Origin of the sequence: Halalkalibacter urbisdiaboli (genome assembly GCF_002156385.1) — a bacterium.
GTDB classification, from domain to species: Bacteria; Bacillota; Bacilli; order Bacillales; family Bacillaceae_D; genus Halalkalibacter_A; species Halalkalibacter_A urbisdiaboli.
The window spans coordinates 40,267-66,836 of sequence record NZ_MVJM01000005.1 but is presented as its reverse complement, the minus strand read 5'-3'; the positions used below and the strand labels follow the sequence as shown (position 1 = coordinate 66,836).

The 26,570-nt window shown below is 36.1% G+C and carries 29 protein-coding genes, 1 pseudogene and 1 riboswitch; of the genes and pseudogenes, 12 read left to right on the top strand and 18 right to left on the bottom strand.

Annotated elements, in window-relative coordinates:
- The first annotated feature begins 26 nt into the window (after positions 1-26).
- From B1R93_RS20990 to B1R93_RS20980, 3 genes are all read left to right on the top strand, one after another.
- Complete coding sequence (locus B1R93_RS20990) at positions 27-1,352, top strand: phytoene desaturase family protein (protein WP_088105875.1); 1,326 nt, start codon at positions 27-29, stop codon at positions 1,350-1,352.
- On the top strand, positions 1,318-2,172 hold the full coding sequence (locus tag B1R93_RS20985) for an RNA polymerase sigma-70 factor (RefSeq protein WP_245308392.1): 855 nt from the start codon (positions 1,318-1,320) through the stop codon (positions 2,170-2,172). The genes B1R93_RS20990 and B1R93_RS20985 overlap by 35 nt, the downstream gene beginning before the upstream one ends.
- A 196-nt stretch (positions 2,173-2,368) precedes the next feature.
- Positions 2,369-2,716: a hypothetical protein gene (locus B1R93_RS20980; RefSeq protein ID WP_088105873.1), complete on the top strand. Its 348-nt coding sequence runs from the start codon at positions 2,369-2,371 to the stop codon at positions 2,714-2,716.
- A gap of 55 nt (positions 2,717-2,771) precedes the next feature.
- Here the strand turns inward: B1R93_RS20980 and B1R93_RS20975 are convergent, their stop codons facing one another.
- Positions 2,772-3,611 (bottom strand): CPBP family intramembrane glutamic endopeptidase, encoded by an 840-nt coding sequence (locus B1R93_RS20975; protein WP_165763907.1) that lies wholly within the window; start codon positions 3,609-3,611, stop codon positions 2,772-2,774.
- A 129-nt stretch (positions 3,612-3,740) separates the two neighbouring features.
- On the opposite strand from B1R93_RS20975, the gene B1R93_RS20970 reads away from it, so the two are divergent.
- A complete protein-coding gene (locus tag B1R93_RS20970; RefSeq protein WP_088105871.1) occupies positions 3,741-4,664 on the top strand; it encodes a hypothetical protein in 924 nt (307 codons plus the stop codon).
- A 182-nt stretch (positions 4,665-4,846) separates the two neighbouring features.
- On the opposite strand, the gene B1R93_RS20965 is transcribed toward B1R93_RS20970, so the two are convergent.
- From B1R93_RS20965 to B1R93_RS20960, 4 genes are all read right to left on the bottom strand, one after another.
- Positions 4,847-5,461, bottom strand: coding sequence for a cyclase family protein (locus B1R93_RS20965; RefSeq protein ID WP_088105870.1), 615 nt, complete (start codon positions 5,459-5,461; stop codon positions 4,847-4,849).
- A 92-nt stretch (positions 5,462-5,553) separates the two neighbouring features.
- Entirely contained in the window at positions 5,554-5,715 is a 162-nt protein-coding gene (locus tag B1R93_RS23160) for a hypothetical protein (protein WP_165763906.1), read from the bottom strand.
- A gap of 150 nt (positions 5,716-5,865) precedes the next feature.
- Entirely contained in the window at positions 5,866-6,150 is a 285-nt protein-coding gene (locus B1R93_RS23560; RefSeq protein WP_133058694.1) for a hypothetical protein, read from the bottom strand.
- A gap of 319 nt (positions 6,151-6,469) precedes the next feature.
- A complete protein-coding gene (locus B1R93_RS20960) occupies positions 6,470-7,045 on the bottom strand; it encodes an NAD(P)H oxidoreductase (RefSeq protein ID WP_088105869.1) in 576 nt (191 codons plus the stop codon).
- A 124-nt stretch (positions 7,046-7,169) separates the two neighbouring features.
- Between B1R93_RS20960 and B1R93_RS20955 the strand changes: the two genes are divergently transcribed.
- Positions 7,170-8,027, top strand: coding sequence for a LysR family transcriptional regulator (locus B1R93_RS20955; protein WP_088105868.1), 858 nt, complete (start codon positions 7,170-7,172; stop codon positions 8,025-8,027).
- 492 nt (positions 8,028-8,519) lie between these two features.
- Here B1R93_RS20955 and B1R93_RS20950 read toward each other — a convergent pair whose 3' ends face one another.
- The gene (locus tag B1R93_RS20950) at positions 8,520-8,780 is read right to left on the bottom strand and encodes a hypothetical protein (protein WP_088105867.1); all 261 of its coding nucleotides are present in this window, start codon (positions 8,778-8,780) and stop codon (positions 8,520-8,522) included.
- A gap of 252 nt (positions 8,781-9,032) precedes the next feature.
- Here B1R93_RS20950 and B1R93_RS20945 point away from each other — a divergent pair, with 252 nt between their 5' ends.
- Complete coding sequence (locus B1R93_RS20945) at positions 9,033-11,024, top strand: LysM peptidoglycan-binding domain-containing protein (RefSeq protein ID WP_088105866.1); 1,992 nt, start codon at positions 9,033-9,035, stop codon at positions 11,022-11,024.
- A gap of 168 nt (positions 11,025-11,192) precedes the next feature.
- Here the strand turns inward: B1R93_RS20945 and B1R93_RS20940 are convergent, their stop codons facing one another.
- The gene (locus B1R93_RS20940) at positions 11,193-11,600 is read right to left on the bottom strand and encodes an NUDIX hydrolase (protein WP_088105865.1); all 408 of its coding nucleotides are present in this window, start codon (positions 11,598-11,600) and stop codon (positions 11,193-11,195) included.
- A 374-nt stretch (positions 11,601-11,974) separates the two neighbouring features.
- On the opposite strand from B1R93_RS20940, the gene B1R93_RS20935 reads away from it, so the two are divergent.
- Positions 11,975-12,721: a class I SAM-dependent methyltransferase gene (locus tag B1R93_RS20935; protein WP_088105864.1), complete on the top strand. Its 747-nt coding sequence runs from the start codon at positions 11,975-11,977 to the stop codon at positions 12,719-12,721.
- A gap of 90 nt (positions 12,722-12,811) precedes the next feature.
- Here B1R93_RS20935 and B1R93_RS23555 read toward each other — a convergent pair whose 3' ends face one another.
- From B1R93_RS23555 to B1R93_RS20925, 3 genes and pseudogenes are all read right to left on the bottom strand, one after another.
- On the bottom strand, positions 12,812-13,816 hold the full coding sequence (locus tag B1R93_RS23555; RefSeq protein WP_342587542.1) for a lipid II flippase MurJ: 1,005 nt from the start codon (positions 13,814-13,816) through the stop codon (positions 12,812-12,814).
- A 101-nt stretch (positions 13,817-13,917) separates the two neighbouring features.
- Complete coding sequence (locus B1R93_RS23755; RefSeq protein ID WP_280949510.1) at positions 13,918-14,451, bottom strand: oligosaccharide flippase family protein; 534 nt, start codon at positions 14,449-14,451, stop codon at positions 13,918-13,920.
- 105 nt (positions 14,452-14,556) lie between these two features.
- A pseudogene (locus B1R93_RS20925) lies at positions 14,557-14,959 on the bottom strand (VOC family protein).
- Between the two features lie 287 nt (positions 14,960-15,246).
- Here B1R93_RS20925 and B1R93_RS20920 point away from each other — a divergent pair.
- The gene (locus tag B1R93_RS20920; RefSeq protein WP_088105863.1) at positions 15,247-15,738 is read left to right on the top strand and encodes a hypothetical protein; all 492 of its coding nucleotides are present in this window, start codon (positions 15,247-15,249) and stop codon (positions 15,736-15,738) included.
- A gap of 131 nt (positions 15,739-15,869) precedes the next feature.
- On the opposite strand, the gene B1R93_RS20915 is transcribed toward B1R93_RS20920, so the two are convergent.
- From B1R93_RS20915 to B1R93_RS20885, 7 genes are all read right to left on the bottom strand, one after another.
- Positions 15,870-17,159 carry an NCS2 family permease gene (locus tag B1R93_RS20915; RefSeq protein WP_088105862.1) on the bottom strand — a complete coding sequence of 430 codons (1,290 nt, stop codon included), beginning with the start codon at positions 17,157-17,159 and terminating at the stop codon, positions 15,870-15,872.
- 44 nt (positions 17,160-17,203) lie between these two features.
- A riboswitch (purine riboswitch) is annotated at positions 17,204-17,303 on the bottom strand.
- A 255-nt stretch (positions 17,304-17,558) separates the two neighbouring features.
- Positions 17,559-17,855: an antibiotic biosynthesis monooxygenase family protein gene (locus tag B1R93_RS20910; RefSeq protein WP_088105861.1), complete on the bottom strand. Its 297-nt coding sequence runs from the start codon at positions 17,853-17,855 to the stop codon at positions 17,559-17,561.
- 72 nt (positions 17,856-17,927) lie between these two features.
- A complete protein-coding gene (locus B1R93_RS20905) occupies positions 17,928-18,497 on the bottom strand; it encodes a DNA-3-methyladenine glycosylase I (RefSeq protein WP_088105860.1) in 570 nt (189 codons plus the stop codon).
- Between the two features lie 70 nt (positions 18,498-18,567).
- A complete protein-coding gene (locus B1R93_RS20900) occupies positions 18,568-19,158 on the bottom strand; it encodes a dienelactone hydrolase family protein (protein ID WP_088105859.1) in 591 nt (196 codons plus the stop codon).
- 284 nt (positions 19,159-19,442) lie between these two features.
- Entirely contained in the window at positions 19,443-19,772 is a 330-nt protein-coding gene (locus B1R93_RS20895) for a toprim domain-containing protein (protein WP_088105858.1), read from the bottom strand.
- Between the two features lie 80 nt (positions 19,773-19,852).
- On the bottom strand, positions 19,853-22,654 hold the full coding sequence (locus tag B1R93_RS20890) for a sensor domain-containing protein (protein ID WP_088105857.1): 2,802 nt from the start codon (positions 22,652-22,654) through the stop codon (positions 19,853-19,855).
- 306 nt (positions 22,655-22,960) lie between these two features.
- Entirely contained in the window at positions 22,961-23,320 is a 360-nt protein-coding gene (locus B1R93_RS20885; RefSeq protein ID WP_088105856.1) for a nuclear transport factor 2 family protein, read from the bottom strand.
- Between the two features lie 259 nt (positions 23,321-23,579).
- Between B1R93_RS20885 and B1R93_RS20880 the strand changes: the two genes are divergently transcribed.
- The 3 genes from B1R93_RS20880 to B1R93_RS20870 are packed head-to-tail and all read left to right on the top strand — an operon-like array spanning position 23,580 to position 24,850.
- On the top strand, positions 23,580-24,032 hold the full coding sequence (locus B1R93_RS20880; protein ID WP_088105855.1) for a MarR family winged helix-turn-helix transcriptional regulator: 453 nt from the start codon (positions 23,580-23,582) through the stop codon (positions 24,030-24,032).
- Positions 24,019-24,417: a rhodanese-like domain-containing protein gene (locus B1R93_RS20875; RefSeq protein WP_088105854.1), complete on the top strand. Its 399-nt coding sequence runs from the start codon at positions 24,019-24,021 to the stop codon at positions 24,415-24,417. Before B1R93_RS20880 ends, B1R93_RS20875 begins: the two co-directional genes overlap by 14 nt.
- A gap of 4 nt (positions 24,418-24,421) precedes the next feature.
- Positions 24,422-24,850, top strand: a complete 429-nt coding sequence (locus B1R93_RS20870) for an EVE domain-containing protein (RefSeq protein ID WP_088105853.1) — start codon at positions 24,422-24,424, stop codon at positions 24,848-24,850.
- 235 nt (positions 24,851-25,085) lie between these two features.
- Here B1R93_RS20870 and B1R93_RS20865 read toward each other — a convergent pair whose 3' ends face one another.
- A complete protein-coding gene (locus B1R93_RS20865) occupies positions 25,086-25,436 on the bottom strand; it encodes a winged helix-turn-helix transcriptional regulator (RefSeq protein ID WP_088105852.1) in 351 nt (116 codons plus the stop codon).
- A gap of 125 nt (positions 25,437-25,561) precedes the next feature.
- Here B1R93_RS20865 and B1R93_RS20860 point away from each other — a divergent pair, with 125 nt between their 5' ends.
- On the top strand, positions 25,562-26,188 hold the full coding sequence (locus tag B1R93_RS20860; RefSeq protein WP_088105851.1) for a nitroreductase family protein: 627 nt from the start codon (positions 25,562-25,564) through the stop codon (positions 26,186-26,188).
- Positions 26,189-26,570: the final 382 nt, after the last annotated feature.

Sequence of the window (26,570 nt, the reverse complement as noted above, 5' to 3'; positions counted from 1 at the left end):
GGTAAATGTTAAAAGGAGTGACATAAATGTTTGATCAAAAACAAAGAAATTCTTATGATACGGTTATCATCGGCGCTGGTCTTGCCGGTCTTATTGCTGCAAACTATTTGGCGGATGACGGATTGAAGGTTCTTATTCTTGAAAAATCAGCTAATGTTGGCGGTCGTGCCATGACAATTGAAAGGAAAGGCTGCCAGTTTAATCTCGGCCCCCACGGACTTTATATAAAAGGAGAAGGCTTTAAATGCTTAAATGAATTAAATATTTCATTACAAGGGAACGCTGCTTCCATTAATGGGATCGTAACAACGAGCAAGAAGATGTTTAAAGCTCCTTTTTCTCCTTATTCGCTTCTTACTTCTTCCCTCCTTTCTTTTAAGGAGAAACTAGAGTTTGTGAGAATCATGAGCGAAGTAAGCAGAGTTGATCTTAAGCTAGTGAAAGAACAAACGTTTACTGAATGGGTCGATAAACGAGTCACCTCTAAAATCGTAAAGCAACTCATCTATACGTTAACGAGATTAGCGACATACTGTGCTTCTCCTCATTTGTTGAGCGCAAAAGCGGTACTAAGACAACTACTAATCTCCCAAGGCGGAGTCAAGTATATCAATGAAGGATGGGGTACGATTATACAACAGCTTAACGAGCAAGCTACCTTAAAGGGAGTGACCATATTAACTAGGCAAAACATCGCCTCTATTCATGGTGAGTACCCTACCTTTCACGTCGGTCTTTCTAATGGGGATTCCGTTCTAACGCGTACGATTATTTGCACTGCAAGCCCCTCTGAAACAGGTCGTCTTTTCAAGCAGTACGCAACACCGACGTTAGACTCGATGCTAAAGGCAAGTATTCCCGTAAAAGGGGCAGCATTAGACTTAGCTCTTAAACGATTGCCCCGTCCAAACCTTCATTTTGCGATGGATCTTGAACAGCCTTTGTATTATTCAAATCATTCAAATGCAGCACATTTATCAAAAAATAAAGCTCATCAAGTGATTCATGCGTTTCGTTATTTTACAAATGAAGAAGAAAAAATAGATTCTGCTACGATCAAAAATGAATTAGAATGGTATATAGATAGAATACAACCCGGTTGGAAAAAAGAAGTTGTCACTAGTAGGTTTTTACCGACATTAACTGTCTATCAACGAGTTCCACAGCCTAGGCAAGATCAGTTTTTCAGCAATAGCTTTCATGTACGTGGGTTATTTGTCGCAGGAGACTGGATTTCTCCGACTTCCATTTTAGCCGATGGTTCAATCTCAAGTGCAAAACAAGCAGCAATGCAGATTATTAATGAGGAGGATTCTCTTGGAGTTATCAAAAAGCGCGTATCTCGAATATAAACCACTATTATTGTCATTGGCATACCAAATGTTAGGCTCCGTTTCAGACGCAGAAGATGTTGTCCATGATGTTTTTCTCTCGGCCATGAAAGTAGACGAGGCAAACATCGAAAACGTAAAAGCCTTCCTATGTAAAGTAACAACAAATCGCTGCATCGATATGCTACGGTCTGCCCGAAAAAGGCGTGAAGTGTATGTTGGCCCTTGGCTTCCAGAACCAATCATGACTGAGAATCTGCCATCCCCTTCTGAATTTGCAGTCGAGCATGAATCGATGTCGTATGCGTACGTTTTGATGATGGAAAAACTGACCCCCTACGAACGAGCAGCCTTTCTCCTTCACAACGTGCTTGAGTTTCGACACGACGAAATTGCGCTTATCTTAAATAAGTCTAATGCCGCTTGTCGTAAGTACGTACAGCGAGCAAAGCAAAAGCTTGAGGGTGCAACACCGCTAACGAACTCAAACGCAAACCAAGAACTAATTGAAGCCTTTATTCATTCACTAGTCCACGGAAACGTACCAAAATTGCTACAGTTAATTTCCGAGGACGCTATCCTTTATTCCGACGGTGGCGGTAAAGTTAAAGCAGCAATCAACCCGATTATTTCAGCAAAACAAGTAGCAGCTTTTCTTACAGGGCTTATGAAAAAAACACCTAGTGGATTTTCGTATCAAATCAAGATGATTAATAGGCAACCAGGCATCGTTAATACAATAAATGGAGCCGTTCATAGCGTCGTGATGTTTAAACTTAGCGAAAACAAAATAGAACAAATTTATTTGATTGTGAATCCAGATAAATTAACGAAAATATAGCAATCTGTTCATTTAGGATTAACTATCATTAATGTGAATAATCGATAATAATATTCAATCAACTCCCCTCGAGTCCATCTGGCTCTACCTAGGACTTGAGGGTGATCTTACGAAGAGCAATAACGCTCCCTGTTTAAAATAGGTCACTATGGGAACCATATGAAATGAATAACTTTCAAAAGCATAGGAGGTCCGTATGCTTCTCATATACGCCATTGCATTATTGCTTGCAGGACTATTCGTTGTCAATTCTGTCTTTGCCTATCAAAGTAAGCATATTGATCCTGCTTTTTGGACAACAATTTGGTATCAGGCCAAAATGCTTCCGCTCTTTTTCATAGCCAATATTTTAATTGGCTACGGGATTAAATTTACACACAAGGTTATTGGGAGCTTGACCTTTACACTCACATTTGCCAAAGGATTAGAAATTTTAGTAACGATCCTGATTGCCTACCTATTTATGAAGGAAGTACCGAACGTGAAAACAGCGCTCGGGTTAGCAGTCGTTATCGTCGGATTTTGGATTTCAAGATTAAAATAAGACATCCTTATGTCTTATAAAAGCAACCTTTCATCCGCTACCAAGGTTGCTTCGACTATACCCTGATAGCTAAGTAGTACTTTCGGAGAATGAAAATGACGATAGGAAGAGTGATGATAGCGATAACGCCGCCAACCGTACCAAATAGCGCAATTTCGTTTAGCGTTTCCTCTATATTAATTTCACCACCGTCTGAAGAACGTTCTAACATATAACTAGTAGTTGATAAAACAAAGTTATGAAGGGCATGAACAGCAATGGGTACCCATAAATTATTAAAAGAAACGTATAAAAAACACATAAAAATTCCAAAGAGAAAATGACCTGCAATTCCGTAGTTTAAATGCAAAACTGAAAAAATAATAGAAGATAACATAGCCCCTGCTAATAATCCGTACTTTTCACACCATTTCCTAAACAGAAATCCTCTAAAAATAAACTCCTCTGTAATTGGCACAATAATCGATAAAGTGATAATATGCAACAGTATCGAACCCTTTTGCTCCACTTCCGAAATGCTGTTAATAAAATCAATCATATAGTCCGGGAAAAGGTTAGAGAAAATGAATAATAACGCCATGATAAACGCTAAAGAAAAAACCGTTATTAACATTTCTGTACTTAATATCTTCAACCAATTTCTTCTATTTGGAAAGCTTCTCACATCTCCACAAATAGGCTCTATCAATATTTGTTTCCTTTTTAGCCTCCAGACTAGCGTAAAAAAGGGCAAAAGAATGGTTAATGATAATAACCAGTCATATTGGACATTTATGCCGACGAAAATATCCAACATGACCAGTATGAGAATCCCAATTATAAAGCTTAGAAAACACCATAAAAACGTTCCAATTACACTAATATTGTTCAAACAATCACCTTTTTCTTTTTTCATAACTTCACTTTTCCAAAAAATACAATTACAATTTAACATTATATTCCTTTTATCGTAGACTAGCAATCTAAATAAAAAACGCATAAAATTTGAAAAAGGGAATCGAAGCAAAAGGAGTATTAGTTGTTTATGGATAAATTATCAATTTACTTTCATAAAGATTTTGACGGAATGGTTTCGGCAGCCATTTTAAGTTCTATTTTCACAAAAAAATATAAAGATATTACATTTGAGTATTATCCAGTCGATCATGACTTGAAAGATAATTGGTTAACGATATCACTCGAAAAGCCAGCGGCCGTCCTAGATTTTTTCTATCATCAGGATGCCACGTACTATTATGATCATCATTCCATTAGTTTTTTAGAATCGAGTCAGGCTGAAGCTTATGAGGAGACGCAGAATACTTTTGTCGATACGTCATTTAAATCAACCCCAGCTATTTTAAGGTATAAATTTAAAGACGTCTTTGATTTTGAACCATTTGATGAGTTATTAAAATGGTCAGATATTATTGACAATGCTGACTACCAATCACCTCAAGAAATTTACGATAATCGGTCTCCCTATTTACATTTAAATAAACTGATTTCACACTACTATCAAGACAAAACAAGGCTAATTGAAATAATACCGTACATCATGAAGCATCAAATCCATTCTTACTTAGAAAAAAATCATGATTTATTAGCAAAGATAATAGAAAAAGAACGGACAATCGTAGAAAACTTTAAAACAAAGACCACACTATTAGACAACATCTGTGTCTATGATCAAAGCGATGTGTCCATTCCTTTTCAACGGTATTTGCCGTACTATTATTACCCTGAAGTAGACTATGTTTGTTCCATCTATAGAAAGTACACTCACTTTGCAATCGTATTAAGTCGCAACCCTTGGAAAGAGAATAGTCTCATCAATTTAGGAGATGTCGTTAAAAAATATGGTGGGTATGGAAGGCTTAATGTAGCTGGCGTTTTATGTGATACACATCAAGAGGCTACAGATTTATTGGAGACGATTATTGAGCAGTTGAAGAGTGTTTTGAATTAACGGTAAAAATTACGTCAAGCATTTAAGAGTCCTATTTTACTACTTATTATTTCAATAAAAAGGTGGCAATTAGAGGGCACTGAAAAAAAGGTGTGGTTCCCTTTTTCAGTGCCCTCGGCAATTAGTCTTCTACTTTCTCTATTTATTCGCTAGATAACAAAACTTTTCCATTAAATGGGACTTCATTTTATTCTAGCTACAACTCGTGCAATAGAAGAATCTGATTGAATATGCAAAGGCAATGCCATGATTTCAAAGGACTTTGCATTCTCTAATTTAGCAACATTTGTTAGATTTTCAATGATAAGAATTTGGTTTCGAAAAAAAAGTTTATGTATGTCAAATGGGTATTGATCAGGTGACGGTGTATCCATTCCAACCATTTTGACCTGTTTTCTAACTAGCAAATCCGCAAAGGCTTTCGTCAAAACAGGATATTCATTATAGTACTTTTCTTGACCAAAATACTTACTGTGTCCTGTATATAAAATGACAATTTGCTTCTCTTTGATTTGTTGTTCATAAACCTCTTTATAATCAATTGATTTTTCACCAGTAACATTTAGCAAGCATCCTTCCCCTATAAATGTATCTAACGGAAACTCGTTTATATACACATTTGTATCCGTTAAATGCATCGGACCATCAATATGTGTTCCTGTATGCATATTGATGGTTAATTCATGGTTCGTGTAAAAATCCTTCTCAAGAAAGCTTGATTGAACCAATTTGGACTCAGAGTCACCAGGATAAACGGGCATTCCATCCTTTATGAGCTGTGTAAGGTCTATATACATACTTCCCCCTTCTATACTTAGCCATTAAGTCTTTAAATCTTTAATAACAGTTCTTCCCCCAATCGATACGTATCGACATCAATAATTAACTGCTATTTCTTCTTTACCTTTGCATATAGCCAAGGAATACCATAGAAGACTAAAATGCCAAACAGAAATGAATAGAAGATAAATTGATTTATCACTTTCGTTAAAAATAGCATAACTATAATCACAATTACCGAAATCCTCCAAAATAAAACAAATCGATTCAATTAATATCTCCTTTACACTATTGTTTTATTTAAGTTAATCATGATCACATACCCACTTTACTTTAACATTTATTTCCATTTATAGTCTACAAAAATTCATTCGCCCAAATAAAGGATTTAAACTAAACCTGTTCATCTTATTTTCTGGAATTAATGTTTTGGGTTTTTTTGGGTAATCGGATAATAGTGTGGAAATGTCAGCACCATAGATTTTTTCATAAACCCATTCAAAAGCAAGTGGTTGAAGTTGTAACGGGTGATCGAGTAGTTTTCCGAATGAAGCATTGACATCTTTGAACTTTTTTTCTTCTTCGCCTTACGATATCCCTCTGTGAAAAGTACCTTGGCCCTTAGAGCTTCAAATGAGTAGCCTCGACCAATATTTTTCGTTATCTTAACTAGATTGTTCAGTGACTCTGTATAAGCGTTTGTTATAGATACGAATTAAAGTAATTGAAAATCTCTTCTTCCTAATTGGTCATGGACTTAATGGTTGGATCAAAATATGGTAATAGTTTCTTTGGAATTTCTGCAATCCAAGATTGATTGAGTCGATAGGCGGATATTCACTATCATTATTGTGTTCCTTTCATCTATATCAATAACAAAGGTGTTTGCCATTATCCCCGGAAATTTCCATTGATTTTTGGAGCATTAAAGCATTTCTTTCACTCAAAATTTAAGTATAAGCTAGATGTATTCCTTAAGACTGCTTTTCTTTTAGATTGGTTATAAGATATTCAAGACGAATAAATTAATCATTCCCATAATTAAGCCCTAGATTATAAGCTTTATTAAGCCATTCATCAATATATCTAGGCTTAACATTAATAGTGTCGTAAAAAAGTTCAAATTTCGAATTTGGTATTCCGCAATAATCAGCTAAACCAACGTTAAAGTAGTGAGTCATCATCTTGTCGTATTTTCTTTTTTCAAAACGCTCAATTGGAGCACCGGCCAGACTAAGCCACAAAACATGCTGATGTTTAAGTTTGTTTGGACCGTAGGCAAATCCATAGTTCCAAACGCGGTCTATATACCCCTTTAACATGGCTGGCATACTCCACCACCAAAGCGGAAAAATAAAAGCTAATGCATCGTGCATTTTCATTCGCTTAATCTCTTTTTCTACCTCGGGAGAAAAGCGTTGAAGTTTTGCTTTCCAATCAGGCTCATCTGCTTCCCATAATACAGGGTTAAAGCCACTGCGATACAGATCCAATACTTCAGTCTCATGTCCTGCATCTCTAAGACCTTTTATAAATTGCTTTGAAACTTCAAAGGTTAACGAATCTGTTCTCGGATGTGTGACTACTGTTAATACTTTCATCTTGTTCCCCTCTTTCCATAATTTTTTGATTATTAACGTATCTAAAGTCTATAATAACTATATGATTCAGTAAAATAGATAATTCGAATAATAATGTTCATTAAAAATGATAGGAGAGTATAGAATGGAACTTCGCCACCTTACAACATTTAGAACAATTGTCGATGCAGGGGGATTTAAGAAGGCAGCAGATGAATTAGGATATGCCCAATCTTCAATCACTGCTCATATAAAAGAACTAGAAAAAGAATTGGGGTATCCACTCTTTGATCGTTTAGGTAAGAGTATCACATTGACAGAGGCTGGAAGGCGTTTTCTTCCCTATGCTTTGGAAATTATTAGACTTTACTCTAAATCAAAAGAGGTTATTAAAGATGCAGATGAACCATCAGGGGAATTAAAAATCGGTGCGAGTGAATCCCTGATGATATACTGGCTCCCTAATGTAATTATTGATTTTATGAAGAATTACCCTAAAGTTGAATTAACACTTAAACCGATTGATTACGATAATTTATCAGACCAATTAAAGAAGGGCGATATAGATGCTGCGGTTTTAGTGGAAAAATCCAGTTGGAAATCAAAAGAGTTAACAATTCAAAAGATAAGAGATGAAAAGCTATCTCTTATCAAATCGTCACTAAAAATAAACAAAGCTATTTCAGAAACAATACTTGTCACTGAATACTCATGCAGCTGGCGCCCCATTATCGAAGATTATTTAAAAATTGAGGGGAAAACATCTGTTACCAAAATTGAATTGCCAAGCATCGAAGCAATAAAAAAATGTGTATTATGCGGATTGGGTAAATCAATGCTTCCTTTTTTTTCGATAAAAGATGAATTTGAAAGAGGAGAACTTAAAGAAATTAAAACTGATTTGATGGAAAAGCCCATTGCTATTTACACAGCTTTTCATAAAGACAAATGGGTTTCAGTTAACTTAAAAGCATTTTTAAATGTACTAAATAAACATGTGTGAGATAACTAATATGTCACAAACGTTCAGTGGGCATATTAGCATTCGGTGAAGTATCTCCCAGTTGTTTGTATACCACACGATAATCCGTAGTATGAATGATTCGAATATATAATTATTAAAATGAGCTGCTATACAATTATCCGATTACCCATTTTTTCGCAAAACTCTCTATTTAACAAAGAAAAGGCTTGACCCATGTTGAATCAGCGCTTTTTTCGTGAAACTCGTAAACTCTGTTTAATCACCATAATGGAGATGTTTAAAAAAATCTTCCCTGTAAAAAGCATGTAACACTTTAGACAGTAACCGCTAATTCTTATGTAAGATGGCAAAAGAAGTTGTAATTAGTTAGGCACATAAGGACACGAACGCCATGCAAACAGGATGTAGCATTCCCTCCACCATTGTTAGAAATTCTTTAGTGAACCGAAAAAATAAACGAGTGCTTATCTTTCATTCAAAAGAGGAGAGTTTACGTATCCCTCTCCTCTTTTACTGAGGTTCTTCACCATTAATTGGTGAACCTGTTGAAGTATGTTCATTTACCCAGTCAAGTGATACTTTTGATACTGCAGGCCAATCTGGTATTTGTTCACTATGTTGTTCTACCCAACCCATACAATATTGAGGGTCTATACTGCTTTCACGGCATTGTGCTAAAAAAGACTGAATCGTTGTCTCTGTACAGTTTTCCCATGAACCACACGTATTCTCCCAAAGGCGTTCCATTTTTTTCTGTATTTCATTAGCCATATTTGATTCCTCCTATATTTATGTAAACACTAACAACATTTAGTATACCCAACGGTTAATTTTCTATTACTCCACACTTGTACAAACATTAATCTAGTTTAAAACTAAGGCATTACATTGATGGTTCTTAAGTTGTCACATTTTAGTTCGGTTAAAAATACCAGATGTTTTCCAATAACTTCATATTGCCCACTTTCCAATATCGAATTATCATAAGTTGGTGTTCTTACATTGTAGAAAGCTGGTGAAGCAATGCAAAAAAAATCGATTACAATTCTTTCAGTTTTGATATTTGCCTTGTTTTTTAATAATTTAATGACTCAGGCTGCCGCTGATCTTGAGCCGCCCGAAGTTATAAATACAGACATATCAACAAATACAATCGCCTATCAAGGAAATACAGTTCCGGGCTATGTAACAATTACTTTAACGACTAATGAGCCCACTCGCGGATATATTCTTGCTGTAAGAGATGATGGTCGTCAAGCAAAAATTAATTTAAATACTTTTAAAACAGAGCATGTTGTAAATTGGGTACCATGGGATGATGAAAAGAGAGAACCACTTCCGCCTGGGACGTATCGCTTAAAGACTTATTTAAATGATACTTCTAATAATTCAGCTCAAGGATTTCCGATTGGACAAATTGCTATTTTAAACGAATCAAATCCAAAGGCACTTATAGAACTTTTAACGATTTCCAATGCTAATATTTCACCCAAGTATGATAGTAATGAGAGTTTAACGACTTTCACTTACAATTTAAGCCGTCCTGCTGAAGTTCAAATTGCCATTCAAAAAGACGGTGTTGATTATTTCCAATCAAAAAAAATGACACTCCATTCGGGTCGACATAGCTTTGATTGGAATGGAAAAGATGAAAAAGGCGCCCTTTTAAGAGATGGCGAATACGATATCGTTTTTAAAGCAATTGAACTTGCTTACAATTACCCTGCCTTCACGCAAACCGTATCAAAGGTTGGAAAAGTCGTAGTCGCAAATGGCGAGAGTCAAATCCCTCAATGGAGACTACGGGAAATCATTAGCAGTGCTTCATTCGATTCGACAACACTTAAAAGCGACGGGACAGTAACTGGTAAAATAACAATAACCGAATCGGCAAAAATCACCGTTTACATTGCTACTGCTGCAGGAAGCCATATGAATAATGTCTTTACATCATCACAGCTTCAACCTGGAACCCACGCTTTTACATGGAATGGGAAAAATATGATGGATAGCAAAGCAATTAATGGTGAGTATTACATTAAAATCAGTGTTTCTGAAAACTCTGGCTCTCATGGATACATCACATTCGACAATCCTGTAACCATAAGTAATGGTACAGCTGTTCAACCTTTAACCCCAGAAAAACAAGTGAAGGTACTACCAGAGAAGACACAAATGACGATTTATCCAATGAACCAAGGGTATACGGCTGTCAAAGGTGAGCTACTTTCATTAGTTTCCGAAACAGCTGATAATGGATACTATCACGTTTTGGTAAATGGGGTACCTGGAAAAGTAAAGGCTTCAGACGTTGAATTAGTGCAATCCGTTTCTGATTCTGAACCAACAATTCCAACTAAGCCTATACTAACTTCAACGTACACTGTTGTTAGTGGAGATACCATTTGGAAAATTGCCCAAAGGTTCGAAACCACCATTCATGAAATTGTCCAACTTAATCATTTAGATCTTAATAAGTCGTTAATCGTTGGACAGGTTTTACAAGTTCCGACTACAGATGAACAAATTGAACGAGAGCAACTAACGCATGTTGTCCAATCTGGGGAAACACTTTGGAAAATATCGCAAATGTACAAAATAACCGTCGATGCTCTCCTATCAGCTAATAACTTGTCAGCATTAGACTATTTACGTATTGGCCAAAAGCTTACAATACCATCTGAGCACCAAAAAGAAGAAGCCCAACAAAACAGTTATATTGTCAAGTTGGGCGATACTCTTTGGAAGATAGCTCTAGCACATGGGGTAACGGTCAATCAACTTTTATCTACAAATAAATTAGATAGTAACAATCATTTAGCGGTAGGACAAACGTTAATCATTCCAGCTCAAGAACCATCATACAAACTTTATACTGTTCAAGCTGGTGACACCTTATGGAAAATTGCTCTAGCAAATCAAGTAACCATTCAGCTGATTGTTGATTGGAATCAATTAAATGTAAATAGCCCAATTAATGTTGGACAACAATTAAAGTTTCAACTTTTAAGATAAGGATCGTTAGTAATAGCCTGTATCAATTAGTGATACAGGCTTTTTTTATTACATACTCCTACTGCTATTCAACTTCCATATAATTCCTGTTTTTTGTATCAGGGAATTATTTGTCCTTTTTCAAAGATGTGAGCCAAAATAAACTATGTGAAATCAGGTCGAAGCGACTTAAAACTCTATAAAAAACGGCTGATTGCTATCATCTAGGCATAACTCAATTCTTTGCCTGAAATTATTCCACGTCACCATTTCTAACGCTTGCTGAATCGGGAAAAATCCTACTTCTAAGCTTTCAGCGCTCGTTGTTAATTCCCCACCGATCGGCTTTCCTACAAATAATGTGTTACAAACGGAAGCGCTCACATTTTGAAAAATTCCACAAAATTTTATAATTTCAATATCAATCCCTGACTCTTCCTTTGCTTCCCTAATCGCAGCATCTCTTATCGATTCTCCTTCTTCAACCTGTCCACCAGGCATTTCCCAGCCTCTCCGTGGACCTTTAATCAATAAAATTTCATGATGTTCATTTATGACAACAGTTGCTGCTGAAACAATATGCTTAGGTGCACTCATTTGATTAAACCCTCCTAGTTTGCCTCTACTCCAACTGTGAGCATGGATTTTCACAGATACGTAAGATACCCCTCACAACACCTTATGTTCCTCACTATGCCTCCGATTGGATTTTCTCCTTTTCTTTTCGTTAAATCTGTCACCCATTTTCCGATTTCTTTGTCATCTTCTATATACAGTACACAAACCATCATTTCTCCTCCAAAATTTGTTATAGTTATACAAATTCCCCTTTATACGCCAATTATTATACTTCTTCGTGAAAATTTGAACTAGAGTTTATCCAAAATTTAATAAACTCACTGAAATATGAAGGAAAACAAACAGCCGATACAGAATATATGTTCCTATTAAATAATTTGGAGGTTTTCGATATGACCCTACAATCACTTAACATCAACAAACTTAGCTGGGAAAAAGCAGCAGAACGTTTTTTCGGAAGAAATCCTTTTCCAGAATACGGTCCACTCGCACCGAATGAAGAGAATTTACAATTAATTGGCGATGTAACTCATTTAAAGGTGTTAGACATTGGTTGCGGAAGTGGGCATTCACTAAAATATATGGATAGTCAAAAAGCTGGGGAACTCTGGGGATTAGATTTATCAAGTAAACAAATTGCTGCGGCCAAAGCATTATTGATAAACTGTCATTCCCCAGTTAAACTATTTCAATCCCCAATGGAACACGACCCTGGGTTACCAAAGGATTACTTTGATGTCGTATATTCCATTTATGCACTGGGCTGGACAACAAATCTTGACCAAACACTAGCAAACATTCATAGCTATTTAAAGCCTGGAGGCGTATTTGTCTTTAGCTGGGAACACCCCTTGTATAACCGAATCCGTGGGAAAAACGGTATTTTAACGGTTGAGCAATCATATCATCATGAAGGCCCATATGAACATGAAGCTTGGGCGGATCCTGCAATTATGCAACAATTTAAAGTAAGCACCTATATCAACTCATTAATTAACAACGGATTTCAAATTGAAAAAATGATCGAAGATGTTACCCTGAAAGATGAAGATGTTCAAAGACACACGAATGAATGGTATTCATACGAGAAAGCACGTTTTATTCCTACTACCATGATTATTAAATGTAAAAAAAGTTAACTATATACATGAGTCATTTCTTAAATCCGCTCAAAAACACCTGCAATATTGTAGGTGTTTTTGAGCTTTTCACATCGCTCCTTACATGCCTTACCCCTCACTACTTTTTACATTCTTTTTAAACAACCGTAATGGATTCCCAAGGACCGTACTTACTAATCCAAACTGATAGCATAGAAAAACATAAACCATACTTCCGACCGTAACCCCAGCTACTAAAATAATCAATCCGTTCTCCCATGATGTATAAGGAAAATGTAGTTGCAAATAATTTGTTAAATAATAGAGGGTAATGCTCATTATTGAAGAAAAAGCGACCATTTGGCTGACGTGCTTTTTTAGTAAACGGAATGGATAGTTTGCATATTTTCGTATCCCCCACATCGTTATGAATACAGCAGTAGCAAAACCAAGATACGTTGCTAAAATTCCGCCAAGTGCTCCAATTTTGTACAGTAGAGCGTAGTTTAATGACAGTTTCACAAGCAGTCCAATCGTAAGTGCAATGACAGCATATTTCTGTTTATTTATCCCTTGTAAAATGGCTGCTGATATCGAAAATAAGGAAAAGAACAAAGCAATAGGGGCATAGTGTTGTAACACCATTCCGCCCATCCCTACACTGTCAAGTCCATAGAGTGTACCGAATATGTAGGAAGACAAAACGGACATTCCAAATGAAGCCGGTAAGGTTATTAATAATATGATTTGAAATGTCTTCGTGATTTGATGCTGCAACGTCCTCGTATCGTTAGAAATAAAAGAGGTTGTAATCGTAGGAATAAGTGTAATGGAAAAAGCCGTAGCAAGTGCCATCGGAATCAGAATAATTTTATGAGCCGTTTGTGTAAAAACAGCAAAAAAAGTTAATGTCTCCCCCTTGTCCATTAATCCGCTTCGAATTAAGGCATTATTCACAGTAAACAAATCAATAAGTTGAAACAACGGAATTGCTAAACCAACAAAGGCTAGTGGTAATGCATAGCTTATTAGTTCTTTATACATCTCAACTTTAGAAGGTGAGTATTTAACTCTACTAGCGTTCACTTGCTTCAAGATAAACGTTCGTCGCTTAAACCAATAAAATAAAAGCACGAGCATTCCACCTACTGCTCCAAAAAACGCACCTAACGTCGCAAAACCAACCGCCCTCCCTAACGTACCATCGATAACATGAATGATGACAAAGGTTGAAGTTAGGATAAAACAATCCGTACAATTTGTTCGATTACTTGAGACACGGATGTTGGGCCCATCGATTGATGTCCTTGAAAGTACCCTCTCATAATGGACATCATCGGGACGACGAACAAAGCAACACTAACCATGCGGATAGTGAATACAACATCTTCCATCGTGTTTCCATGAAGTTCACTAGGGTCGCTAATTATCCAGTTTGAAACAAGTGGAGCAGAAAAAAATAATACGCTAAAAGCAATAATTCCATTTATCAACATAAAGAAGAGGCCTGATTTCAACAGGCGGTACCCAGTCTCATAATCACCTAACGCCTGATATTTTGAAACAAATTTTGATACCGCCATCGGAACACCTAACGTAGCTAAGCTTAAAAGAACAGTGTATGGTATAAATCCAAAGCCATAAAGAGCATTACCAGCTTGTCCTACAATGGCGGTAAAAGGAATAACAAAGAATAATCCTAATAATCTAGATAAAAATGTTGCTGTTGTTAGCAACATCGTGCCTCTTACAAGTTTCGTTTCAGCCATTACACACTCCTTTTTAACATTCAACATCTTGATCAATGACATGTGAATGATTCAACACAAAGAGAGTACCCACTTATATGGTACTCTACATTTTTGCAACTTCAACTAGTTATATTTCTCTTTGAAGCTCGGACTTAACTCACTCCACACATCAAAAGCATTCCCGTCTAAGTCGCAAAACACAAAATTCCTTCCTGAGTGGCCTCTGTCTTCAATTTCCCTTACTATGCTTCGAAAGAAACTCTTTATGTACTTCTTCTAAAGTCTGTAATCCGTCCACTTCAAACGTTAATGAAAAGTGCTCTTTACCGTAGTGGTCATAAAAATTCGCGCTTTGATTGTCTTTAGCCTTTACAAGAAAAAAGCTCTGATTCGCAAAATTCAAAATGGCTTTATCCTCATCTAGATAGCTTAATTCTGCACCTAATTTGTTCACATACCAATCTGTTGCTATCTCAACGTTCACAACAGGAATATACGTCGTTCCAACTCTTAATAGTGCGCTCATTTTACTTCTCCTTCGCTTTTCATTTACTTGCGTCTCTTTGTCAACCAGAGGCTTTGTTGTAACAAATTTCACCTTATCTATGATATTTCATTCATAGCTTTGTTTGTAGATTGATTTCGGATAATAAGGATAACACCACTTTTGGTTGTTTATTACAAATATAATATACACACAACAAGAACATTTGTTTAGTGAAAATAACTAACATTATCTTTCAAAATCATTACACATAACTTTGTTTAATCAGGGAAAATTATTCATAAGGATATATTAAAGGTGGGCATAAAATGAACAACAAGGTTAAATTAATCATTTTTTTAATGGCGTTCTTACCATGGGCGACAACACCATTTCTTCGTTCAAACTCATTTAAACGGTTTTTCCCAGGCGCTTTTTTTATGGCATTATTTGTTACCGTTGAAGGGATCATCGCTGAAAAGAAAAAATGGTGGTGGTTTCCAATAAAAGTAAAACCTAATGTATTAGGAGAAATGCCGCTTATCATAGGCCCCTTTTTTGTAGGCTCGCTTTGGATACTGAAATACACCTTTGGAAACTTTAAATTGTATATTCTCATTAATCTGATCATTGATTCTATTTTTACATACCTCGGTATTAACTGGTTTAAGAATATAGGGTATGGTAACCTAGTACGACTTACAAAACCTAAATTATCACTTTTATTTCTTCTAAAATCTGTTCTGATGTATGGATTTCAAATGATGTATGAAAAGCTCTTCACTCGTAAGAACATGAGTAGTAGTAAGGTTTTAAAATAGTGAGGGAATCGTCCTTGACTATTTTAATCTTAACATTGAGCCTTACTAATTCAGGCTACATTTCGATTTACTAATCTCTCGCCTTTTCTTCTATATTTAAAAACGAGCTACATTAAGCAGCTCGTTTCCCTTTAATGCGCAGGAAAAAAGATCATCTGAATAATAAAAATCACACCAAACACGTAAAGAATTGGATGAACCTCTCTCCCTTTTCCGCTAACCAACTTCATTAACGGATATGTGATGAAACCAATCGCAATACCTGTTGCAATACTTGATGTTAATGGCATCGTTAAAATAATCGCAAATGCTGGAAAGGCATCATCAAAGGACTTCCAATTCACTTTCGCTAGTCCTTCCATCATAAAACAGCCAACAATAATTAAAATCGGAGCTGTGATTGCTGGTAATGAGGAAATGGCGGACACAAATGGTGAAAAGAATAAGGCAATCATAAATAAAATGGCTACAACAAAGGCTGTAAGACCTGAACGCCCTCCTGCCGCAACACCAGTAGACGATTCAATATACGCACTAGATGGGCTTGTTCCTAATGATGCCCCAACCGTAGTCGCAACAGCATCTGCCATAAGTGCGGACTTTGCTCTTGGGAATTTTCCGTTTTTCATTAATCCAGCTTGCTCCGCCACACCAATCATAGTTCCAGTCGTATCAAAAATAGTCACAAGTAAAAACGCAAATACAACTGTATATAATCCATTTGAAAACACACCACCAATATCAAAATCAAAGAAAACGGGTGGTGGTGGTGCTGCGACAATGCCATCAAACTGTAAAAGTCCCGAAAAATAACCGATAACTGCGGTGACAAGCATTCCGATAAACAAAGCTCCGTTTATTTTACGGGCAATTAGAATAAGCGTAATAAATAACCCAAATAATGATAAGATCGTAACAGGTTGATGTAAATCACCGAACGATACCATGGTTTCAGCGTTAGGGACAACAATCCCGGCCATCTTTAAGCCGATAAAAGCAATAAAAAGTCCAATCCCTGAAGTAATCCCATATTTTAAAGAAGCAGGGATTGAATGAATAAGCGTTTCACGAAACTTTGTAAAGGATAGTAATAGAAACAGAATCCCCGCTAAAAAAACCGTACCTAAAACAATTTGATAACTAACACCGTTTGTCGCAACAACACTCGCAAAGTATGCATTCATTCCCATACCAGGAGCAATCGCAATTGGATACTTTGCAGACAATGACATAATTAGTGTTCCAATAACAGCGGATGCTATCGTGGCGATAAACACTTGATCAAACGGCACTCCAGCAGCTGAAAGGATAGCTGGGTTAACAATAATAATATAAACCATCGTTAAAAAAGTCGTAATCCCCGCCAAAATTTCCGTTCGAACATTCGTTCCTAATTCACGTAAATTAAATAATCGTTCCATATAATCCTCCCTAAACTAAAAAAAATTCCTAACTACAATTGGGTAGAGTGATCCCACCCATTCGTAGTTAGGAATTTTCGGTTCCTAGTAGAAACTTTTAGACCATATTACTAAGAATATACGAATGCTACATCTGGTATTATAAACGAACTTTTATATTGTGTAAACAGTTATCGTTCGTATTCCATGCCAATTTCAACAATTTTATTCGTATATATATCCCTAACAAAAGAAAACGAGCATTCTTGATTTCAGAAACGCTCCTGTTTGTTGAACTGTCATGTTGAGTTCTTCCTTATTTGTTGATGTTTGATAGAATGAATAAATCCTTATTAATGATTAGGTAAGGATAAAGCACTTGCTATAATTGAGACGGTTAACGTACAACGTTCACTCTATCTACCTTAAATTTACTTGTTCAAAATGTTCTACTGTTGGAAATGGATCATAAAAATGATGTAATTGCGTTTTCCATTCTTGATACTCATTTGATTGTCTAAATCCAACTGTATGGTCTTCTAACGTTTCCCATTGTACTAAGAGTAAGTATTTCCCCTCAACTTCCATACAGCGCTGTAATTCGTGAGATACATACCCTTTCATAGAAGAAATAATTTTCGATGCCTGGCTTAACGCTTCCTCATAGTCCTTTTCCATACCTTTCTTAACCTGTAACATAACCGCTTCTAATATCATGTTTTTCTCCCCTTATAGCAGTAAAGAACGCTATCTATAATCCTATTCCGACTTCCAAAACACTTACTTTCTTCATTTTTGATGAGAAGGGTGACAGAAACAATCCAACGTGTGATCATTGACCATCCCCACCGCTTGCATAAAGGAATAGCAAATTGTACTACCTACAAATTTAAAGCCATCTTTTTTTAACTGTTTGCTCATTTTATCACTTATTTCATTTGTACTAGGGACTTCATCTATCGTCTCCCACTGGCTTATCATCGGTTTATTCTCGACAAAACTCCAAATATAATGAGAAAACGAGCCATATTCTCTTTGAATATTCAAGAAAGCACGTGCATTCGTTACGACACTTCGAATTTTCAGTTTGTTCCGAACAATCCCTTTATCTTCTATTAAGGATTGTATTTTTTCATCCGTATAATGGATAATCTTTTCCGCATCAAAGTTATCAAAGGCTTTTCGGTAATTTGCTCTTTTTTGTAAAATCGTCCACCAGCTAAGCCCTGCTTGTGCTCCTTCGAGACAGAGCATTTCAAATAAAGTTCTATCATCATAGACAGGAACTCCCCATTCCTTATCATGGTACGCAACATATAAAGGCTCTTTTATTGGAACCCATGTGCATCGTTTACGCAATTGTAGCCCACCTTTCTTAACATTTATACCTTGTAGTAAACATACTAACCTTGTTCACATCCATTAATGGTCATCTCTGAAAGAAGTTGACCATTTCATGAAAGGCCTGTTGAGCTGACTTTTCATGATAATATGGAGAATACGGGTCACTAAAACCATGTTTACCATTAAATTTATGTATTTTGACGTTCTTGTCCTTTATGGTTGGAATAAACTCATCTACAATAAACGAGGACTCTGTTTGTGGGAAGAATAGCATTGTTGGACAGGAGGGATGTATGTTAGAATAATCCCTAATACGTGAACCATAGTATCCGACTATTCCATCGAGACACTCTTCCTGACTGCACAACCACGCAACCGTTGCCCCAACACTAAAACCAACCATATATACCTTTTTATAATCGTCTTTTAGTAGAGATATGGTCGTTTTAATTTTATTTGAAGCATAATGGAAACCTATGTTTTCAGTAAAATTACGATAAGCGATTTTTTCTTCTGTATAATCAAAAGAAATATTCCTTGTAAGTAAATTCGGACAGAAAACATCAACGTTATATTCGGACATGGCTTGACATATTTGTTTCATATGCTGATTAATTCCGTATATTTCATGAACAACAATAATAGCCTTATCTGATTCTTGTTTTAGGCTAAACATCTATTTCCCACCTAACTCCAACGATGAACATTGTATTAAATCTAGCAACCAATTGATTCCCAAATTTGATTTATGAACCTAAGTAAAAAGCTGATCCCGGTTGCACAATTTGATCTCTTTGATTGTTATAATACTTACAATGTAAAAGCCTTAATCTCAATAACACTTAATGACAAAACTGTCTAACACATACAAAAATTTTCACATTTTGCTTCTAAGCGCTATTTTAACATTTTTTCCCTCTTATATGGAACTGTCTTTATTAAATAACTGACACGCTTTCTTTATTCCATTCGCGCTACATCAAAATACTCACTTAAAACAGCAGCTAGATATTCAAATGGCGTTGTTTCCACTTGTCCATATTCTTTTTGTGTGTAAAGGTGAGTTGCGTTTGGTAATTCCCTTTTAAGCTGCTTTCTTAATTTTTCCCCCGAGTCATCCGCATCCACTAAAATGTAAACATCCTTGTCTTCGATTGGTAATATCAATGTTTCTAGTTTTTCTTCACTTAATGTGCCATACGTACAAATAATCGAAACAGGTTCAGCCAAGACGTGGTTAACCCGTTTCCGATCGCTTTTCCCTTCAACAATTAATACTTTTTCTTCCATAGACCTCATTCCTTTGCATCGCCTTACTATATAGTATATCAGGCTTTTTATCAATCGAAAAAACACCTGTCGATTGGATATTATCCTTTATCGACAGGTGTGATAAAAAGTTGCTCTAATTGCTCTCCTGATAACGGTCGAGCAAAATAATAGCCTTGGTATCGGTCACAGTCCATTTCTCTCAATAATGCCAATTGCTCATTTGTTTCTACACCTTCAGCAACTATGGTTAAATTTAAATGCCTTCCCATCGAAATAATCGATGCTGTAATTGCTTTATCGTCCTTGTCCACACATATATCCTTTATAAAGCTCCGGTCTATCTTTATGATATCAATCGGAAACCGTTTTAAACGCGCAAGTGACGAATAACCCGTGCCGAAGTCATCTATCGCAAAAGAAATTCCTTTGTTTTTAAACTCCTTTAAAAGTTTCACGGTTGAATCTAACTCTTTCATCATGACACTTTCCGTGATTTCAAATTCAATGACTGCTGGATTAACGTTATATTCATTTAAGATAGAGTCAACTAGTTCCAAAAATCCCTTATTCAACATTTGCTTTAAGGAGAGGTTAATCGCCATTCGAATCGGAGGATAGCCTTTTGTTTCCCAATGCTTATATTGTTTACACACTTCTCGTATTACCCACTCGCCTATTGGGATAATGAGACCATTTTCCTCGGCTATCGCAATAAATTCATCAGGAGGGATCATGCCACATTTCGGATGCGACCACCGCAGAAGCGCTTCACAAGCGCTCATTCGATTCGTCTTCGCATCAACAATCGGCTGATAGACAAGCGACAATTCTTGATTAGTAATCGCTTTTCGTAAATCATTTTCAAGATAAAGGTTACCTAACCGCTGTTTCTTACTTTCTTCTACTGCGTAAAATTGATAGTTGTTTTTTCCTTTCTCCTTCGAGTGATACATCGCTCGGTCGGCCTGTTTCAACAAGTCTTCTTGCGTCTCACTATGCTCAGGGAAGAGACTAATTCCGATACTTGTGGTGACATTCATTTCGTTTCCTTCGATGGTAAAGGTATCCCTTAGCAACGTTAAAATTCGATTTGCCGTCTCTTTAACAAACTCGATATTTGGCACATTGCGAATTAATACTGCAAATTCATCTCCACCCATTCGAGCAAATAGATCCTCTTTACGTATGATCACCTGCAATCTTTTTGCGACGGCAGCTAAAAGTAAATCTCCCGTGTTATGACCAAGGGTATCGTTAATTACTTTGAACCGGTCCACATCAAAATAAAGCAAGGCAAGTTTTTCGTTTTGCTTGTTTGCCATTTCGATTTCACGTTGAATATCCTCATCAAATTTCCGGCGATTTGGTAACCCTGTTAATGTATCATGATACGCCATATGTCGGAGTTGTTCTTCTAACCGTTTACGTTCGGTTACGTCTCTAGACACGACGACGATTGAAGTAACCGTCTCTCCCTCTACGACTGGGGATAATGTACTTTCGAGCCATTTCCACTCTTGTTTCACGGTTTGATATCGACACGTTGCTGAGACACTTTCTCTAGTAGACAAAACTTGCTCCAAGGCAGCACGCGCCGCTTTTTCATCGGCGGGATGAATAATTGGGAAGATCGTTTTTCCGACAAGCTGTTCAGGACGAAAGCCTAATATCCGCTGATTGGCTGGTGAGGCGTATACTAAGGATCCCTCTCGGTCAATAATTCGAATCATGTCAGAAGAGTTTTCAGCAATGATTCGGTAACGTTCCTCACTTTCTTTTAATGCGCGTTCAGCTTGTTTCCGTTCCGAAATATCGATTGCCGATCCAATCACTTCGGCGACTTCACCATTACGATATATCGGGCGTAAGGATGCAAAATATTCGACGATTCCATTTCCGATACAGCCTTCATACGTGACTTCTTCTCCAGACCAAGCACGCTCATAATAATCTACTTTAACTTTTGCCTCTTCTGCCCCTAAGAATTGCTCCAATGTCTTCCCTTCCACATCCATAGGGATTAACCCTGCTTTGTATAGAAGCTCTCCATCACAGAGAGTATGGATAAATAGATTGTCTTTTTTAATAAAGGTAAAAATCAAGCCTTGTTGCTGGCGTACAGTCTCCTGTAACACTCGTTTTAACTCTTCTACTTCATGAAACGCCCTTTTTTTCTCAGTAATATCCTGGGCAATGCCTTGGATACCGATTACTTTCCCATTCAATATTGCTGGAATCGTTGTTAAATAGACCTCTCGTCTTTGACCATCCTTACGAACGATTTGAACTTCGTGCTTTTGTGCATACCCTTTTTTCACTTCATTAAACAACTCTAATACGACTTGAAGGTCTTCAGGCGCAATCAACGGAGAAAAGTTAGCTCCAAGCAACTCGTCTTTTGTATAGCCACTTAATCGTTCAATTTTTTGGTTAATATCTAAAAAGTGACCATTTAAATCAAGTGAGTATACCCCGTTTGGATGCTGTGTAAATAATGATTTATAGCGTTGCTCACTTTCCATCCGTTCTGTGATGTCCCTACCTAGAACGACTATCGCTTCAGGTGTTCCATTTTTATCGTAAATAGGAACCTTTACCACTTCAAACACACACTCTGTTCCATCAATCGATATTAATTCTTCGCTTTGAATTTTCTCGCCTTTTTCCCATGCTAGACGATCAGACTCGATAAAGGTCGGAACAAACCTCGCTAACTTAGGAAACATCTCTCCTAATTCTAGTTCCGTTTTCCCTTTATAGCGATTCTCATCAATACTAAAAATCTCAAGCGTACGTTTATTCGTTTGTAACCAGCGACCCTCCACATCTTTTAAGACAATAATATCAGGGCTGGCTTGAATGATCTTTTGTAAATGGTCGTTTAGTCGATTATTTAACATGATGAATACCCTACTCTACTAAGTTGTTTTGTATCATGTTCCCCTAAATGGCGACAATAAAACTATCTTTAGACATATTATGCATGATTTTTAAAGAGATTGATAGATAAAAAATGAGTAGATTTAGGTCTTCTAGAATAAATAGTTTAAATCAATTTCCCTTGTAAAAACGCTCTCAACCTTGACTTTAAAATATCTATGAATCCAAATATAAATAGTCAGCACCTTAGAAAAGGAGTATATTACCAGCGAAATAAATCAAACTTGATGACGATTCAACCTGTTACTTTAAATGGTGTGCGATGATTATGTTTTAGTGATCGTTCCTTGATGAAAATACAATTGCCATTTACCTTCTATCATTTTCCAAATTGAACTTCGTAAAGTGTCCTGTTTTCGTGTTTCATCCTTAATTCGGTATGTGGTTAACACAACGTCACAAGCCAAAGGGTGAATTTCAAAATCATGAAGGTACATTTCTCGAACACCTACGCCACCCTTACCAACACAATCCTTTTTGTAATAAATATTCCCTGAACTTCCAATTTCAAAAAAATCATCTGTCAATAATTCATCTAAATTCTGACTAGATGTACGGATTTCTGGTTTTAAGTGACTTTCCTCCAATACTTTTAAACGCTCTTTAAGAGTCTTTTCAGTTGCCATTTTAATCAGCCTCCGCCTTTTTAGTGCTTTATATTTTATTGTCGTTCCACCTGTATCAATAGTTTGAATACACCGTTCTTTTTTCTATGTTAACATTTATTTCCTACGGTGAGATTTATCAAAATGCGTCCCTGTTCAGGAACGTACCTTAATTTATTTGTAACTCTGTATATTCACTTATAATACTTAGGTTGTTTTTCGGTAATTGATCAGTTATACTGATTATATATTATACTGACTAATTAAGGAGGTGATTTTTGTGACGAAGTTAAACCAATCATATGGATTTTTATTCGGGAAAATTCTACAACAGATGGAAAATAAGTTTGCTGAGACGCTGACCCCCTTTAATATCGATGCAAGACAATATGGGGTACTCTTATTTGTTAAAGAAAATCCTTACTCAACACAAAAACTTATTGCTGAAAAACTACATATCGATCGAACAACAATGGTGAGCCATGTTGATCACCTAGAAAAATTACAATTTGTTGAAAGAACTAAAAACCCTAATGACCGACGAGCCTACAGTCTTCTAATTACCGAGGAAGGAAATAGTGTTTTAGAGACCTGTTGGGGATTTCTATTAAATACTGAATCAGAAGTTTTGTTCACCCTTAACGAACAGGAAAAACAATCACTTAAGATTACACTGTTAAAGGTTTGGAGTTCATTACAAAATCAAGGAGGTAAATTTTATGACTGCACTTGACTATTTTAATTTACGTCTACAAGCAACAATTAGTCCAATGGATTACTTAAAGTCGGCTAAAATGAATCCTGAAAAACACTTCTTAATTGACGTAAGAAACGGTCCACAAGAATTAAGAAATACAACTATTAAAGGTGCTAAGGTTATACCCGAACAAGAACTCCAACATCGTTTAAATGAAATACCAAAAGAGAAAGAAATTATTGTTTATTGCTGGGATGTTTGGTGCAATACTGCAGCAAAAGTAGCAAAACTCTTATTAGAAAGAGATTATAATGTCAAAGAGTTAGCTGGTGGTATTGCCGCTTGGCAAGAAATGAACTTTCCCGTTTCAGAATTAATGCAAGGCGCAAACCAAGCAGATATTGACAGTTGTGGATGTTAATTCAATGCAAATGAATACTAGATATTGGATTGGAGTAGCCTCTCGTGATCACGTAATCAAAGGCGTCGAGGGAGGATTTGCACAACTATGTCACGGTAAGGAAAAACCTTTAAGAAAGATGAGTGCTGGTGATTGGATTCTTTATTATTCTCCTAAAGAGCGGTTGAAAGAAAACATACCTTATCAGAAATTTACTGCTGTAGGAAGAGTGGTTGACGATAATGTTTACCAATTTGATATGGGAAATGGTTTTATACCATTCAGGAGAAATATAATGTTTATGAACTGTACAGAAACATCAATCCATCCACTTATACCATCTCTCTCATTTATAAAAAATAAAAAGCGTTGGGGACACCTCTTCAGATTTGGTCATATAGAGATAAATGAACAAGACTTCAAAAGAATATGTAATCGTATGCTAATATCGTAATCCATCCCATCAAAAAGCGGATAATCAATAGTTTATTAAAAAGGGGACCAGTCCGTCCCCTTTTTATTCTTTTCCACTATCCTTATGTTCGTTTTAATTTATCGCTCTTACAAACGATTTAAGGTTGACACCATTCTTATCATATAGTTTTCGATTTGTTTACCTGCTAAAAAAATTATTTTTAATAATTGACTTTGAAATTATTAAGAGGGAAACCATTAGGTGAAATTTAGGTTTAATTATGATCACAATGAATTTGTTGATCGTTATCTATTCCTTTTATAATTGCATACTTATTACCCCATTCACACATTGTGTTTAATACTGGTACAAATGATCTTCCTAGATCAGTTAAGCTGTATTCTACTTTTGGTGGTACTTCTTTAAATATTTCTCTTCGTACAAGTCCATCTCTTTCTAACTGTTTCAATTGATCTGTTAAGACTTTTTGTGTAATCCCAGGTATTAATTCGTAAAACTCTTTTGTCCTTACTGACTTTTGACTCAAGAAAAAGAGTATTAAACATTTCCATTTTCCACCTGCAATGTTCATAAAAATGTTGATTCCCGTATTATAGTTAACCATGTACTGACCCTCCTGAATAGGCACTTTAAAGTGGCTATACCACATTTTTGTGCGTTATTTTCATATTTATTATTGCTAACTATAATTAAAGAAGCAATAAATAAAAATTTTTCGGAGTTGATATAATGAGTGTAAAAAGTATTTTAGAAAAAAGACGTTCAGTTAGACATTATGATTCAAGTTATAAAATAAGTTCAGAAATTCTAATCTCATTAATTGAAAGTGCAAGTAAGTCACCTAACGGAAATAATATTCAAGCAACTCGATACCTAATTATTGATGATCCAGACTTAAGAAATTTATTGCTACCTATAGCTTTTAATCAACAACAAGTGGTAGAAGCTTCAACTTTAATTGTTATGTTGGGTGATTATCAAGCGTTTGATAAAAATAATATTATTAAAATACATGAAGAAGGCTTTCAAGCAGGTTTTTTTGATGAATCGCTAAGAGATTATCTAGCGAATGCTGCAATAAAATATTATGAAAATAAATCAAATGAAGATCTAAAGCTAGAATTAACTAGAGATGTAAGCCTTGCGTCAATGTCATTAATTTTGTTAGCAAATGAAGCTGGTTTTGAAACGATTACCATGTCTGGCTATGATTCTAAGAAATTAAAAGCAATCTTAAATATTTCTGAAAGATATTTAGATGTTATGCTTATAGCTATTGGTAAAGGTACTAAAGCCGGTCATAATACCGTAAGACATAATGTAAATAAGGTAATGTTTAGAAATGAAATATTTTAGTGTTCTTAAAGAATATGATTATATAAAATAGGCAGACATAGAAATATGTTATTCTTATTCCGTAATTGGGCGCAATTGTGGAGGAGCACAGGTAGTAAATGATCAAACTTTATTATAAAAAAATGATTCAATTAACTTATACTAAAGCTTGTTTTTTTCAAAACAAGCTTTCAGCCTGTCGACAAAGTCTCGCGTCGACAGGCTTTTTTGTGATTAGAGAGGGGGTTGCCATGATTAGTCGCTTCGAATCCGCTCCCGGGATGGGGGGCACGCTTTCCGCAGGCGGGCGTGGAACTAACCGGCTCCGCCGGTGGATTTCCACCTGCCCTTCCTCCTGCAGGAGTCGGCCCTCCCATCCCGTCCGCTTTTTTAGAGGAGACAT